The organism is Pseudomonas sp. ERMR1:02, assembly GCF_002277815.1.
Taxonomy (GTDB): Bacteria; Pseudomonadota; Gammaproteobacteria; order Pseudomonadales; family Pseudomonadaceae; genus Aquipseudomonas.
The window spans coordinates 199,833-214,035 of record NZ_NKJI01000009.1; the positions used below are offsets into that span (position 1 = coordinate 199,833).

The 14,203-nt window shown below is 59.9% G+C and carries 12 protein-coding genes; 10 read left to right on the plus strand and 2 right to left on the minus strand.

The window, feature by feature from the left end; all coding sequences use genetic code 11:
• The first annotated feature begins 14 nt into the window (after nucleotides 1-14).
• From CES87_RS18145 to CES87_RS18160, 4 genes are all read left to right on the plus strand, one after another.
• Nucleotides 15-848 carry an alpha/beta fold hydrolase gene (locus tag CES87_RS18145; protein ID WP_128607200.1) on the plus strand — a complete coding sequence of 278 codons (834 nt, stop codon included), beginning with the start codon at nucleotides 15-17 and terminating at the stop codon, nucleotides 846-848.
• 48 nt (nucleotides 849-896) lie between these two features.
• Nucleotides 897-1,334, plus strand: a complete 438-nt coding sequence (locus tag CES87_RS18150; protein ID WP_128607201.1) for a thioesterase family protein — start codon at nucleotides 897-899, stop codon at nucleotides 1,332-1,334.
• Nucleotides 1,335-1,504: 170 nt separating this feature from the next.
• Nucleotides 1,505-2,464 carry a tRNA-dihydrouridine synthase gene (locus tag CES87_RS18155; protein ID WP_128607202.1) on the plus strand — a complete coding sequence of 320 codons (960 nt, stop codon included), beginning with the start codon at nucleotides 1,505-1,507 and terminating at the stop codon, nucleotides 2,462-2,464.
• Nucleotides 2,465-2,595: 131 nt separating this feature from the next.
• Complete coding sequence (locus tag CES87_RS18160) at nucleotides 2,596-3,042, plus strand: Hsp20 family protein (protein ID WP_128607203.1); 447 nt, start codon at nucleotides 2,596-2,598, stop codon at nucleotides 3,040-3,042.
• A 188-nt stretch (nucleotides 3,043-3,230) separates the two neighbouring features.
• Here CES87_RS18160 and CES87_RS18165 read toward each other — a convergent pair whose 3' ends face one another.
• Both CES87_RS18165 and CES87_RS18170 read right to left on the minus strand, forming a co-directional pair.
• Nucleotides 3,231-6,509 (minus strand): bifunctional diguanylate cyclase/phosphodiesterase, encoded by a 3,279-nt coding sequence (locus CES87_RS18165; protein WP_128607204.1) that lies wholly within the window; start codon nucleotides 6,507-6,509, stop codon nucleotides 3,231-3,233.
• 66 nt (nucleotides 6,510-6,575) lie between these two features.
• Nucleotides 6,576-7,466, minus strand: a complete 891-nt coding sequence (locus CES87_RS18170; RefSeq protein WP_128607205.1) for a LysR family transcriptional regulator — start codon at nucleotides 7,464-7,466, stop codon at nucleotides 6,576-6,578.
• 148 nt (nucleotides 7,467-7,614) lie between these two features.
• On the opposite strand from CES87_RS18170, the gene leuC reads away from it, so the two are divergent.
• The 6 genes from leuC (at nucleotide 7,615) to CES87_RS18200 (ending at nucleotide 14,168) form a co-directional block, all read left to right on the plus strand.
• Nucleotides 7,615-9,045 carry a 3-isopropylmalate dehydratase large subunit gene (gene leuC / locus CES87_RS18175; RefSeq protein WP_128607206.1) on the plus strand — a complete coding sequence of 477 codons (1,431 nt, stop codon included), beginning with the start codon at nucleotides 7,615-7,617 and terminating at the stop codon, nucleotides 9,043-9,045.
• 2 nt (nucleotides 9,046-9,047) lie between these two features.
• Nucleotides 9,048-9,692: a 3-isopropylmalate dehydratase small subunit gene (leuD, locus tag CES87_RS18180; RefSeq protein WP_128607207.1), complete on the plus strand. Its 645-nt coding sequence runs from the start codon at nucleotides 9,048-9,050 to the stop codon at nucleotides 9,690-9,692.
• Nucleotides 9,693-9,828: 136 nt separating this feature from the next.
• Nucleotides 9,829-10,596: a class I SAM-dependent methyltransferase gene (locus tag CES87_RS18185; protein ID WP_128607208.1), complete on the plus strand. Its 768-nt coding sequence runs from the start codon at nucleotides 9,829-9,831 to the stop codon at nucleotides 10,594-10,596.
• A 51-nt stretch (nucleotides 10,597-10,647) separates the two neighbouring features.
• Entirely contained in the window at nucleotides 10,648-11,730 is a 1,083-nt protein-coding gene (leuB, locus tag CES87_RS18190; protein ID WP_128607209.1) for a 3-isopropylmalate dehydrogenase, read from the plus strand.
• Between the two features lie 68 nt (nucleotides 11,731-11,798).
• On the plus strand, nucleotides 11,799-12,911 hold the full coding sequence (gene asd / locus CES87_RS18195; RefSeq protein ID WP_128607210.1) for an aspartate-semialdehyde dehydrogenase: 1,113 nt from the start codon (nucleotides 11,799-11,801) through the stop codon (nucleotides 12,909-12,911).
• Nucleotides 12,912-13,157: 246 nt separating this feature from the next.
• A complete protein-coding gene (locus CES87_RS18200) occupies nucleotides 13,158-14,168 on the plus strand; it encodes an aspartate-semialdehyde dehydrogenase (RefSeq protein WP_128607211.1) in 1,011 nt (336 codons plus the stop codon).
• Nucleotides 14,169-14,203: the final 35 nt, after the last annotated feature.

Sequence of the window (14,203 nt, forward strand, 5' to 3'; positions counted from 1 at the left end):
TGGGAGAAAGAGCGATGAGCACGTTGAAGTGGGTTCGTGGCGTTAATGGCACCTTGGGCTGGTTTGCTCCAAAACTGGTCGCAAGCAAAATGCGACTGGCGTTCATGACGCCGCGAGATTTTCCACCGCGTGACTGGGAAATGCCGCTCCTGGCCAAATCCGAACGGATCACTTTGCGTTTCGGCCTCTCGGCGTTGCGTTGGGGGCAGGGGCCGACGGTGATGCTGATGCACGGCTGGGAAGGTCGGCCGACACAATTTGCCAGTCTCATCACCGCGCTGGTCGATGCCGGTTACACCGTGGTAGCCCTTGATGGCCCGGCACACGGTCGCTCTCCCGGCACCGAGGCGAATGTAGCGTTGTTCGCCCGCGCCATGCTCGAAGCCGCCGCTGAATTGCCACCGTTGCAAGCCGTCATCGGTCACTCCATGGGTGGCGCCAGTGCCATGCTTGCCGTGCAATTGGGCTTGCGCACTGAAACCCTGGTCACCATCGCCGCGCCGGCGCGGATTCTCGGTGTATTGCGCGGTTTCGCCCATTATGTGGGATTGCCTCCGAAGGCCCGCTCCGCGTTCATTCGCCAGGTCGAGAAGGACGTTGGCATGCGTGCTGCCACGCTGGATGTCGCGCACTATCAACTCGACATGCCCGGCCTGATCGTTCATGCCGAGGACGACAAACAGGTTTCAGTCAAAGAGTCGCAGGCGATCCACGAAGCCTGGTTCGACAGCCGCCTGTTGCGCCTGGAAGAGGGCGGTCATCAGCGGGTGCTCGCTGATCCCCGGGTGATTGATGGCGTGTTATCACTGTTGGCCGGTCGCAGTCTGCAATCGCGCCAATCGGCCTGAGCATCCGGTACACTGCCCCGGTCGAAATAATCTGACCGGGAGTGGGGCATGGGCTGGGATCGGGCAACGCCATTTATCATTGATCTGCAAGTGGGTGCCGAGGATATCGACGGGCTGGGGCACGCCAATAACGCGGTGTACGTGACCTGGCTCGAACGTTGTGCATGGCGTCATTCCCAGCGCCTCGGCCTGGATCTGGTCGAATATCGTCGGCTGGACCGGGCGATGGCCGTTGTGCGGCACGAAATCGATTACCTGGCGGCCGCTTATGAAGGCGATGAGTTGCAATTGGCGACCTGGATTGTCGATTGGGACCAGCGCCTGAAAATGACCCGCCACTTCCAGTTGAAGCGCCCCAGCGATAATTCGACGTTGCTGCGTGCGCAAACCACCTTTGTCTGCATCGAGCTGTCCACGGGCAAGCCCAAGCGCATGCCGGCGGAGTTCATCGAGGGTTATGGCCCGGCATTACAACTCACGACCTGATCGCTATCTTCGCGGGCAAGCCTCGCTCCTACAGGCCATCACCGATCCCTGTAGGAGCGAGGCTTGCCCGCGAAGGCGCCCGCAAAATCGTCACCGCCCCGTCTGACGAAATACCTTCTACCCGCCGAAACCAGTAAACTGCCGCACGTTTTTCGTTGAGTGTGTTTTTCATGCAAATTGCTTTGGCGCCCATGGAGGGGTTGGTCGACAACATCTTGCGCGACGTACTGACCCGTGTGGGCGGTATCGATTGGTGCGTGACCGAATTCATTCGGATCAACGATCAGCTGCTTACGCCTGCCTATTTCCACAAGTTCGGTCCTGAACTGCTGAACGGTGCCCGCACCGCATCCGGCGTGCCGCTGCGCGTGCAGTTGCTGGGATCGGATCCGGTTTGCCTGGCGGAAAACGCTGCGCTTGCCTGCGAGTTGGGTTCCGAGGTTATCGACCTGAACTTCGGCTGCCCGGCCAAGACCGTGAACAAGTCCCGTGGCGGCGCGGTGTTGCTCAAAGAGCCTGAGCTGCTGAACCAGATCGTCGAGCATGTCCGTCGCGCCGTTCCGGCGCACATTCCGGTGACCGCCAAAATGCGCCTGGGCTTCGACAGCCCTGACGGTTCGCTGGTGTGCGCCACGGCCCTGGCTGAAGGCGGCGCGGAACACATTGTGGTTCACGCGCGGACCAAGACCGACGGCTACAAACCGCCGGCGCATTGGGAGTGGATTCCGCGGGTGCAGGACGTGGTCAAGGTGCCGGTGTTTGCCAATGGCGATATCTGGAGTGTCGAAGACTGGCGCCGTTGCCGCGAGATCAGCGGCGTGGAGGACATCATGCTTGGCCGCGGCCTGGTTTCGCGTCCGGATCTGGCCCGGCAAATCGCTGCGGCGCGGGCCGGTGAAGAGGTCGTCGAGATGACTTGGGCCGAGTTGCTACCGCTGATTCAGGATTTCTGGCTGCAGGCCAAGGCGCAGATGACGCCACGCCAATCGCCGGGTCGCTTGAAGCAGTGGCTGGCGATGCTGACTCGCAATTATCCCGAGGCAGTAGAGCTGTTCACTGTCCTGCGTCGTGAGACGGAACTTGATCATGTTTCGCGTCTGCTGGGTCTGCAGGTGGCTGAAGCAGCCTGAAGTTTGATGAAAAAAATCTGAAAATAATCTCTTGAAAAGCAATCAGCGGTCCCTATCTAAGGGTTACGCGATGCCGAATTCGGGTCGCGGAGACATAAACCTTGCTGATTGTTTTCAGGAGATTTTGAATCATGACTACTGCATTTTCCCTGGCACCACTGTTCCGTTCCTCTGTCGGTTTCGATCGCTTCAACGACCTGTTCGAAACCGCCCTGCGCAACGAGCCAGGCAGCACCTACCCACCTTACAACGTCGAGAAACACGGTGACGATCAATACCGCATCGTCGTGGCGGCGGCCGGTTTCCAGGAGGAAGACCTGGAGCTGCAAGTGGAGAAGGGGGTGCTGACCATCAGTGGCGGCAAACGTGATGCCAGCGAAGGCGTGACCTTCCTGCATCAAGGCATCGCCCAGCGAGCCTTCAAACTGTCCTTCCGTCTGGCAGACCATATCGAAATCAAGGCCGCCGGTCTCAGCAACGGTCTGTTGAGCATCGACCTGCTGCGAGTGATCCCGGAAGAGGCGAAAGCCAAGCGCATCCCGATCAACGGGACGCAAAAGCCGGCTTTGCAACACTAAGTCAGAGCATCAAGAAGGGCGCCATTGGCGCCCTTTTTTTGCGCCTCGGGTTTACATCAGGAAAGCACGCAATTGGAGGTAGACCTGTAGGAGCCGGCTTGCTGGCGATAGCGGTTCGTCAGGCGACAGGGTTGTCGACTGTTGCTCCCTCATCGCCAGCAAGCCGGCTCCTACAGCGATTGTGTTCATTACCTCAGCAGCTTTTGAAACTCCTCCACTGGCAACGGCTTACTGTGCAAATACCCCTGATAGAAGTGACAACCAAGCCCTTGCAGGAACTCCAGCTGCTCCGGCGTCTCCACGCCTTCGGCAATCACTTTCAATTCCAGGCTGCGGGCCATGGCGACGATGGCGCGGATGATCTCGGCGTCGTTGGGGTCGGTGGTAGCGTCGCGAATGAACGACTGGTCGATTTTCAGGGTGTCGACCGGCAGGCGCTTGAGGTAGGTGAGCGATGAGTAACCGGTGCCGAAGTCGTCCATGGCAAAGCTCACGCCGAGCTTTTTCAGGCGGCGCATTTTGCTGATGGTGTCCTCCAGGTTCTGAATGACAATACCTTCGGTGATTTCCAGCTTGAGCATCGAGCAAGGCAAGCCGTAGCGGGCGAGGCTTTCTTCGATGAGCTCGACAAAATCATTCTGGCGAAATTGCCGCGGGCTGATGTTCACGCACAGGCTGAAATCCAGCGGGTCCACCAGGCCATTGGCAATCAGGTGCCTGAAGGCCTGGCAGGCTTCGTCGACGATCCAGGTGCCAACCTCCAGTATCAAGCCGCTGTCTTCCAGCACCTTGATGAACTCGGTGGGCGATTGCGTGCCGAGTTCCGGATGATTCCAGCGCACCAGCGCTTCGGCGCCGACGATGCGGTTATTTCGGGCGTCGAGTTGGGGTTGGTAGTGCACGCGAAACTCACCCCGGGAGAGCGCCAGACGCAGATCGGTCTCCATGCGCAGGCGCTCGCTTGCGGCCTTCTGCATGGTGTTGTGATACATCTGCGCGGTGTTGCGCCCCGAATCCTTGGCGCGATACAGCGCGATGTCGGCGCGCTTGAGCAGGTCGGTCGGCGTGGAGCCGTGATCGGGAATCAACGCGATACCGATACTCGGCGTCACTTGCAGGCGCTGCCCGTCGAGAAACATCGGCTCGGACAGCAGTTCGCGCAAGGTGTCGGCCAACTCACTCACCTGGAGACTGACGTCGTTGCGTGAACCTTCAAGGCCGCTGAGCAGCACCACGAATTCGTCACCGCCCAGGCGCGCGACGGTGTCTTCCATGCGCACGCTGGCCTCTAGGCGCGCGGTGATGATTTTCAGTACCGTATCGCCGACGGGATGGCCGAGCGAGTCGTTGATGTGCTTGAAGTGGTCGAGATCGAGAAACATCAACGCGCCGCGCAAGTTGTGGCGCTTGAGCAGGGCAATCTGCTGGCTCAGGCGATCCATCAGCAGTGCGCGGTTAGGCAGGTTGGTCAGCGGATCGTGGTAGGCCAGGTGGCGGATCTGCGCCTCGGCGTTTTTCAGCAGGCTGACGTCCCGCGCGGTCAGTAGCAGGCACGCGGTTTCGTTGAGGGTAATCGGCTCCACCGAGACTTCGACGGTCAGCAACTCGCCGCGCTTGTTGCGCCCGAGCATTTCCTGATGATGAACACGGCCCTTGATCTGCAGTTCGGCTAGCAACGCCGAGCGTTGTTTCTCTTCGGCCCAGATCCCGAGCTGATACACCGTGCGACCGATCACTTCATCGGCGCGATAACCGGTCAGGCGGCAAAAGCCGTCGTTGACCTCCAGATAGCGTCCGGTGTCGCGTTCGGTGATGGTGATGGCGTCGGGGCTGGAGTGGAACGCCTTGGCGAACTTTTCTTCGCTGGCCTTGAGTGCCGCTTCCGAACGTTGCTGCTGGGTAATGTCGCGCAAGGTGGTGACGATGCACGGCTGGTCGCCGACGCTGATCTGGCGACTGGATATCACGCAGGTCAGAAATTGCCCGTCCTTGTGCTGGACAATGATCGCCACATTGTTCAGCGCTTGTTCGCGTATTACCTGTTCGATCCGCTGCAGGCTTTTCGCCGAGGCGTCCCACAGACCGATTTCATCGGCGCTGCGACCGATTACGTCCCAAGTGGTCCAGCCGAAGGTCTGGGTGAAACTGGAATTGATCTCGATGAACTGCCCGGTGTCCTGGCGGGTCACACAGATCGGGTCCGGGCTGACCTGGAACAGGGTGGCGAATTTCTCTTCGGAGGCCACCAGCTGTTGCTCGCGCTCGACCTGATCGGTGATATCGAGCAGGGTGCCAGCCATGCGCAGCGGCACGCCGTTTTCATCGCGATAGAGCCGGGCACGGCTTTCCAGGTAGCGCGAGCTGCCGTCGGGCAGTTGTACGCGATAAGTCAGCTGGTAGTTGCCGGCCGGGCCTTCGCGCAGGCTGCGATAGGCGTCGCGCATGGTGTCGCGTTCATCGCCGGGCACACCTTCGAAAAACTCTTCGAAGGATTCATGGAAAGGTTTGGCCTCCATTCCGTGCAGCTGGGCGGCGCGGGCCGAGCCGTAGAGCATGCCGCTGGGAATGTGCCAGTCCCAGGTGCCCAGTTGCGCCGAATCGAGGGCCAGATCGAGGCGTTCCTGGCTGTCTCTCAATGCGTGCTCGGCGGCTTTGCGCTCGGTGGTGTCGAGGAACGTGCTGAGCAGATAGGGCTGACCTTCGAGTTCGACCTTTTGCGCACTAAGGATGCCGTCGTGGATCTGGCCGTTGCTGGCGCGAAACTGCACCTCCATGCTGGTCAACTCGCCTTTGGCCTTGGTGGCCTTGACCAGTTCCGCCCGTTGTTCGGGGTGTACCCACAGCCCCAGTTCCAAAGTGGTGCGACCAATCGCGTCCTGCACCGGCCAGCCGAAAAGGCTTTCGAAATACTGGTTGGCTTCAGTGATCAGACCGTCTTCCTGACGGGTCAGCAGGACCATGTTCGGGCACAAATGAAACAGCGTGGCGAAGCGCTTTTCCGAGCTGCTCAACGCCTGTTCGCGCTGGCGTTGGTGGGTAATTTCGCGGATCACACCGATCATCCGTGGCCGACCGTGTTTGTCCGGCAGCAGGCTACCGTTGATTTCCAGCCAATGCAGGCTGCCGTCGGGCCAGCGAATGCGGTGGTGCATCGCTTGCTCCAGCGGTGCGCCGGCGATCACCGCGTGGAAGGCGCGCACGGTTTTTGCCCGGTCTTCGGGGGGCAGCAAGTCGAGGTATTCCAGATCGGCAGGCAACGGTTGCCGCGGATCGAAGCCGAACAGCGCCTGCGTACCCCGCGACCAACTGATCTGCCCGCGCTCGATGTCCCAATACCAGGCGCCCAGACGCGCGCCGTTCAGGGCGGCCAACAATTGTGGGGCACTTTCCCAACTCTGTTCGGAACGCTTGGGGTCAAGTGCCTGAATACGCGGCATCGGCGGAATACGGTCAACAGATTTCGGCATTGGCAAGCCTTAGGCTGAATTAAGCATTTGGCGCAGGATTTCGCGGCTCTATAGGAGTAGCACAAGTTAGCCTTGAGTCCCTGGCAGATCGATTTGAGCATCCAGCAAGGCCATGAAGGCCCGCGCGGCATTCGACAGCGTCCGTTCTGTGTGCAGGATATAGCCTAGCTGGCGAGAGAGTTGTATGCCCGGCAAGGGTATTCGTGCAACTTGTTCATCGAGCATGGTGCGCGGCAAGACGCTCCAGGCCAGGCCAATCGACACCATCATCTTGATGGTTTCCAGATAGTTGGTGCTCATGGCGATGTTCGGCGTCAGGCCCTGGGCTTCGAACAGGCGCTGGACGATATGGTGGGTGAAGGTGTTGCCGCCGGGAAATACCGCCGGATGTCGTGCGATGTCCGCCAGGCTGACCCTGCCGTTGTTGATCAGTGAGTGCTCGGGGGCGACCACGAAGTCTAGCGGGTCGTCCCACACCGGCGTGGCCTTGACCAGTGCGTGGGGCTCCGGCGCCAGGGTGATGACCGCCAATTCCGCACGGCCATGCAGGATTTCCTCGTAGGCCACTTCAGAATCGAGAAATTGAATGTCCAGCGCGACGTCAGGGTAGCGTCGGGTGTACTCCCTTAATAAAGGTGGTAAACGGTGCAGGCCGATGTGGTGACTGGTGGCGAGGGTCAGACGACCGGTCACTTCACCCGTGAGGTTGGTCAAGGCGCGGCGCGTATCATCGAGGACGTTCAGAATCTGGTAGGCACGGGGCAGCAGGGCGCGGCCGGCCTCGGTCAGGCCGACTTCACGGCCCAGCCGATCGAACAACCGCACCTTCAATTGCTGTTCCAGCCCGGCGATGCGTTTACTGATGGCCGGTTGGGTCAGATGCAGCCGCTCGCCCGCGCCAGAGAAGCTTCCCGTCTCGGCGATGGCAATAAAGGCATTGAGATTGGCCAGGTCCATGGATGTATTCCAGTTGGTTATCCAAAGCATGAAAAATATGAATTTGAGTTATTTAATGTAACCCCATAGGATCAGCCTCACAAGCCAAAGGGTTATTGAAGACTTCGAAACCCGGGGCATAGAAACAAGCTGATGAGGAAACCGTCTGATGGCCGGCAAAACGCTCTACGACAAGCTCTGGGATTCGCATTTGGTCAAGCAGCGCGACGATGGCTCTGCGCTGATCTACATCGATCGTCACATCATCCATGAAGTGACCTCGCCGCAAGCCTTCGAAGGCTTGCGTCTGGCCGGGCGCAAGCCTTGGCGCATCGATGCCAACATCGCGACCCCGGACCACAACGTTCCGACAACTCCAGAGCGCAAGGGCGGCATCGAAGCCATTGCCGATGAGGTCTCGCGTTTGCAGGTCCAGACTCTCGACGATAACTGTGACGAATACGGCATCGTCGAATTCAAGATGAATGACGTCCGCCAAGGCATCGTTCACGTCATCGGCCCGGAGCAGGGTGCCACCTTGCCGGGTATGACCGTGGTCTGCGGCGACTCCCATACCTCGACCCACGGCGCGTTCGGTGCCCTGGCTCACGGTATCGGCACTTCCGAGGTCGAGCACGTGCTCGCCACCCAGTGCCTGGTCGCCAAGAAAATGAAAAACATGCTGGTGTCGGTGGAAGGCAAACTGCCATTCGGCGTCACCGCCAAGGACATCGTCCTCGCCGTGATCGGCAAGATCGGCACCGCCGGCGGTAACGGCCACGCCATCGAATTCGCCGGCAGCGCGATTCGCGACCTGTCCGTCGAAGGGCGCATGACCATCTGCAACATGTCCATCGAGGCCGGCGCTCGCGTAGGTCTGGTGGCCACCGACGAAAAAACCGTGGCTTACGTGAAGGGCCGTCCATTCGCCCCGAAAGGCGCGGAATGGGATTTGGCCGTTGAAGCCTGGAAAGACCTGGTGTCCGACGTCGATGCGAAGTTCGACACCATCGTCGAGCTCGATGCTACTCAAATCAAGCCGCAAGTCAGCTGGGGCACCTCGCCCGAGATGGTGTTGGCTGTCGATCAGAACGTGCCGGATCCTGCGAAGGAAATGGACCTGGTCAAGCGCGGTTCCATCGAGCGCGCCTTGAAATACATGGGTTTGACCGCCAATCAGGCGATCACCGATATTCAGCTGGACCGTGTGTTTATCGGCTCCTGCACCAACTCGCGGATCGAAGACCTGCGCGCTGCGGCAGTGATCGCTAAGGGCCGCAAAGTGGCGTCGACCATCAAGCAGGCCATCGTGGTGCCGGGCTCGGGCCTGGTGAAGGCACAGGCTGAATCGGAAGGCCTGGACAAGATTTTCCTCGAAGCCGGTTTCGAATGGCGTGAGCCGGGTTGCTCGATGTGCCTGGCGATGAACCCGGACCGTTTGGAGTCCGGCGAGCATTGCGCCTCGACTTCCAACCGCAACTTCGAAGGCCGTCAGGGCGCCGGTGGCCGTACCCACCTCGTCAGCCCGGCCATGGCCGCGGCCGCCGCTGTGAACGGTCGTTTCATCGACGTCCGTGAATTGATCCAGGGAGCGCAGTAAAAATGAGAGCATTTACCCAACATACTGGACTTGTCGCGCCTCTGGATCGTGCCAACGTCGACACCGACCAGATCATCCCGAAACAGTTTTTGAAGTCGATCAAGCGCACGGGTTTCGGCCCGAACCTGTTCGATGAGTGGCGCTACCTGGATGTCGGCCAGCCTTACCAGGACAACTCCAAGCGCCCGCTGAACAAGGACTTCGTCCTCAACGCCGAGCGTTATCAAGGCGCCAGCGTGCTGCTGGCCAGAGAAAACTTCGGTTGCGGTTCCAGCCGCGAGCACGCGCCGTGGGCGCTGGAAGAATACGGTTTTCGCAGCATCATCGCGCCGAGCTACGCCGACATCTTCTTTAACAACAGCTTCAAGAACGGCTTGCTGCCGATCATCTTGAGCGACGCAGAAGTCGATGAATTGTTCAAGCAGGTCGAGGCCGATCCGGGTTATCAGTTGCAGATCGACCTGCAAGCCCAGACTGTGACCCGTCCGGATGGCAAGGTGCTGAGCTTCGAAATCGACGCGTTCCGCAAACACTGTTTGCTCAATGGTCTGGACGATATCGGCCTGACGTTGCAGGACCACGAGGCAATTGCGAGGTTTGAAGGCAAGCACCGTGCGAGCCAGCCATGGTTGTTTCGCGACGCTTGATTTTGCATAAGACGTGATGACGCTTTCGCTGGCAAGCCAGCTCCTACAGTTGAAACCTATTTCCCTGTAGGAGCTGGCTTGCCAGCGAAGAGGCCCGGACAAACACCGCAAGACTAACCCCCAAAAGGAAGTCCCCATGACCAGCACCGCCCAGCACAGTCAGGTAGTCCAGAAGCAATTCGGAGAACAGGCCGCGGCCTACCTGAGCAGCGCCGTCCACGCTCAAGGCACCGAATTCGCACTGCTACAGGCCGAACTGGCGGGGCAGGGAGATGCCCGTGTGCTGGACCTGGGCTGCGGCGCCGGTCACGTGAGTTTTCATGTGGCTTCGCTGGTGAAAGAAGTAGTGGCCTACGATTTGTCCCAGCAAATGCTCGATGTGGTCGCCGCTGCGGCGGTTGATCGTGGTCTGAGCAATGTCACCACAGTCAACGGCGCGGCCGAGCGCCTGCCATTCGCCGATGGCGAGTTCGATTTCGTCTTCAGCCGTTATTCGGCGCACCACTGGAGCGATCTCGGCCTGGCCCTGCGGGAAGTGCGTCGAGTGCTGAAACCGGGCGGTGTCGCGGCGTTCATCGATGTGTTGTCACCGGGCAGCCCGTTGTTCGACACTTACCTGCAAAGCGTCGAAGTGCTGCGTGACACCAGCCATGTGCGCGATTATTCCGCCGGGGAGTGGTTGCGTCAGGTCAGCGAAGCGGGTTTGCATACCCGCAGTACCACCCGTCAGCGTCTGCGTCTGGAGTACAACTCCTGGGTCGAACGCATGCGTACACCGCAGGTGATGCGCGCGGCAATCCGCGAATTGCAGCAGTCGATGGGCAACGAAGTACGCGAATATTTTGAGATTGAGGCCGATGGTTCGTTCAGTACAGATGTGCTGGTGCTGATGGCCGAGCGATAGACTTTTTCCGGGTGCGCCCAAGGGCGCGCCGACTGATGACATGAGGAAAGCATGAGCAAGCAGATTCTGATTCTCCCAGGTGACGGTATTGGCCCGGAAATCATGGCCGAAGCGGTCAAGGTACTGGAGCTGGCCAACGACAAGTACGCCCTGGGCTTCGAGTTGAGCCACGACGTGATCGGTGGCGCGGCCATCGACAAACACGGCGTGCCCCTGGCCGATGAAACCCTGGAACGTGCCCGTGCGGCCGATGCCGTGCTGTTGGGCGCCGTTGGCGGCCCGAAATGGGACACCATCGAGCGTGACATCCGCCCTGAGCGTGGTCTGCTGAAAATCCGTGCGCAACTGGGCCTGTTCGGCAACCTGCGTCCGGCCATCCTGTACCCGCAACTGGCCGAGGCTTCCAGCCTGAAAGCGGAAATCGTTTCCGGTCTGGACATCCTGATCGTTCGCGAACTGACCGGCGGCATCTATTTCGGCGCGCCACGCGGCACCCGTACCCTGGAAAACGGCGAGCGTCAGTCCTACGACACCCTGCCGTACAGCGAAAGTGAAATCCGTCGCATCGCCCGTGTTGGTTTCGACATGGCCATGGTGCGCAACAAGAAGCTGTGCTCGGTGGACAAGGCCAACGTACTGGCGTCCAGCCAGCTGTGGCGTGAAGTGGTCGAGCAGGTCGCGAAGGATTACCCTGAAGTCGAACTGAGCCACATGTATGTCGACAACGCCGCCATGCAACTGGTACGTGCACCGAAGCAGTTCGACGTGATCGTCACCGACAACATGTTCGGCGACATCCTGTCCGACCAGGCATCGATGCTCACCGGTTCCATCGGCATGCTGCCGTCGGCGTCCCTGGACACCAACAACAAAGGCATGTATGAGCCGTGTCACGGTTCGGCGCCGGACATCGCGGGCCAGGGCATCGCCAACCCGTTGGCGACCATTCTGTCGGTGTCGATGATGCTGCGTTACAGCTTCAATCAGCAGGCCGCGGCCGATGCCATCGAGAAAGCCGTCAGCCTGGTGCTGGATCAGGGCTTGCGCACCGGTGACATCTGGTCGACCGGTTGCACTAAAGTCGGTACGCAGCAAATGGGTGACGCAGTAGTCGCCGCGCTGCAGAATCTGTAATCTCTCGGGCCCGCTGCCACTTTCATCCCCGAAAGCAGCGGCCCACTTTTCAAGAAGGTGTAGTTGCGATGAAACGTGTAGGTCTGATCGGTTGGCGCGGTATGGTCGGTTCCGTGCTCATGCAGCGGATGCTGGAAGAGCAGGATTTTGATCTTATCGAGCCGGTGTTTTTCACCACTTCCAATGTCGGTGGCCAAGGCCCGTCCGTGGGCAAGGACATTGCTCCGCTCAAGGACGCTTACAGCATTGAAGAGCTGAAAACCCTCGACGTGATTCTGACCTGCCAGGGTGGCGACTACACCAGCGAAGTCTTCCCGAAGCTGCGCGAAGCCGGCTGGCAGGGTTACTGGATCGACGCCGCTTCCAGCCTGCGTATGCAGGATGACGCGGTTATCGTTCTGGATCCGGTCAACCGCAAGGTCATCGACCAGCAGCTGGATGCGGGCACCAAGAACTACATCGGCGGCAACTGCACTGTCAGCCTGATGCTGATGGGCCTGGGTGGCCTGTTCGAAGCCGGTCTGGTGGAGTGGATGAGCGCCATGACGTATCAGGCGGCATCCGGTGGCGGCGCGCAGCACATGCGTGAACTGATCAAGCAAATGGGTGTAACCCACGCCGCGGTCGCCGATCAACTGGCCGATCCGGCCAGCGCCATCCTCGACATCGACCGTCGTGTTGCCGAAGCCATGCGCAGCGACGCGTATCCGACTGAAAACTTCGGCGTACCGCTGGCCGGCAGCCTGATCCCGTGGATCGACAAGGAACTGCCGAACGGCCAGAGCCGAGAAGAGTGGAAGGCCCAGGCCGAGACCAACAAGATCCTCGGTCGCTTCAAGAGCCCGATCCCGGTGGATGGCATCTGCGTGCGCGTCGGCGCCATGCGTTGCCACAGCCAGGCGCTGACCATCAAGCTGAACAAAGACGTGCCGATCGCTGATATCGAAGGGCTGATCAGCCAGCACAACCCATGGGTCAAGCTGGTGCCGAACAACCGCGATATCAGCATGCAGGAGCTGAGCCCGACGAAAGTCACCGGCACCCTGAACGTGCCGGTCGGCCGTCTGCGCAAGCTGAACATGGGTTCGCAGTTCATTGGCGCGTTCACCGTCGGCGACCAACTGCTGTGGGGCGCGGCCGAGCCGCTGCGTCGCATGCTGCGGATCCTGCTTGAGCGTTGATCGATTGATGTAATAAAAGAGCCCGTGCCTTGAAAGAGGTGCGGGTTTTTTTTATGGAAAGAGTTTCGCCAGTCGGGGCCCCTTCGCGGGCAAGCCTCGCTGCTACAAGGGCAGCGAGATTCCCTGTAGGAGCGAGGCTTGCCCGCGAAGGCGGCCTGTCAGGCCCCGCAAATCCCCGGCAGAAATTGCCTGCATGACCACCACCCGGTAAAGTGCCGCTCCCCCCGTTTCGCCAGAGGTAAAACCATGAGCCAGACCATTGATATTGCCGTGATCGGCGCCACCGGTACTGTCGGCGAAACGCTCGTGCAGATTCTCGAAGAGCGCGACTTCCCGGTCGGCAATCTGCACTTGTTGGCCAGCAGTGAGTCCGCCGGCAGTTCTGTGCCGTTTCGCGGCAAGAACGTGCGTGTGCGGGAAGTCGATGAATTCGATTTCAGCAAGGTACAGCTGGTGTTCTTCGCCGCAGGCCCGGCGGCGACCCTGAGTTTCGCCGCGCGCGCCACGGCGGCTGGTTGCTCGGTCATCGATCTATCCGGCGCTTTGCCGGCCAATCAAGCACCCCAAGTGGTGCCGGAAGCCAATGCGCACGTGTTGGCCAGCCTGAAAAAACCATTTCAGATCAGCAGCCCGAGCCCATCGGCCACCACGCTGGCGGTGGTGCTCGCACCGTTGTTGGGCTTGCTCGACTTGCAGCGGATCAGCGTGACGGCGAGTCTGGCCGTGTCTGCCCAAGGTCGCGAAGCCGTGACCGAGCTGGCGCGGCAAACCGCCGAACTGCTCAATGTGCGTCCTCTGGAGCCGACTTTCTTTGACCGACAGATGGCATTTAACCTGCTGGCCCAGGTCGGCAAGCCGGATGAACAAGGTCATACTCTTCTGGAAAAACGCTTGGTGCGTGAGCTGCGTCAGGTCATGGCGCTGCCTGCATTAAAGATTTCTGTCACTTGCATTCAAGCCCCGGTATTTTTTGGCGATAGCTTTAGCGTGACCTTGCAGTCTGCAAGCGAGATTGACCTGGCGAAAGTCAACGCTGCGCTGGAGGATGCCCCCGGCATCGAATTGGTCGAAGCCGGTGATTACCCAACCCCGGTCGGCGATGCGGTAGGGCAGGATGTGGTTTACGTTGGTCGGGTGCGCCACGGTATCGACGACCTGTCGGAACTAAATGTGTGGCTGACGTCAGATAACGTACGCAAAGGCGCCGCGCTCAATGCTGTGCAGCTGGCTGAATTGTTGATAAAAGACCTGCTGTAAAAGATACTTGGCAACAATTTTTCGAATGGTTCCGA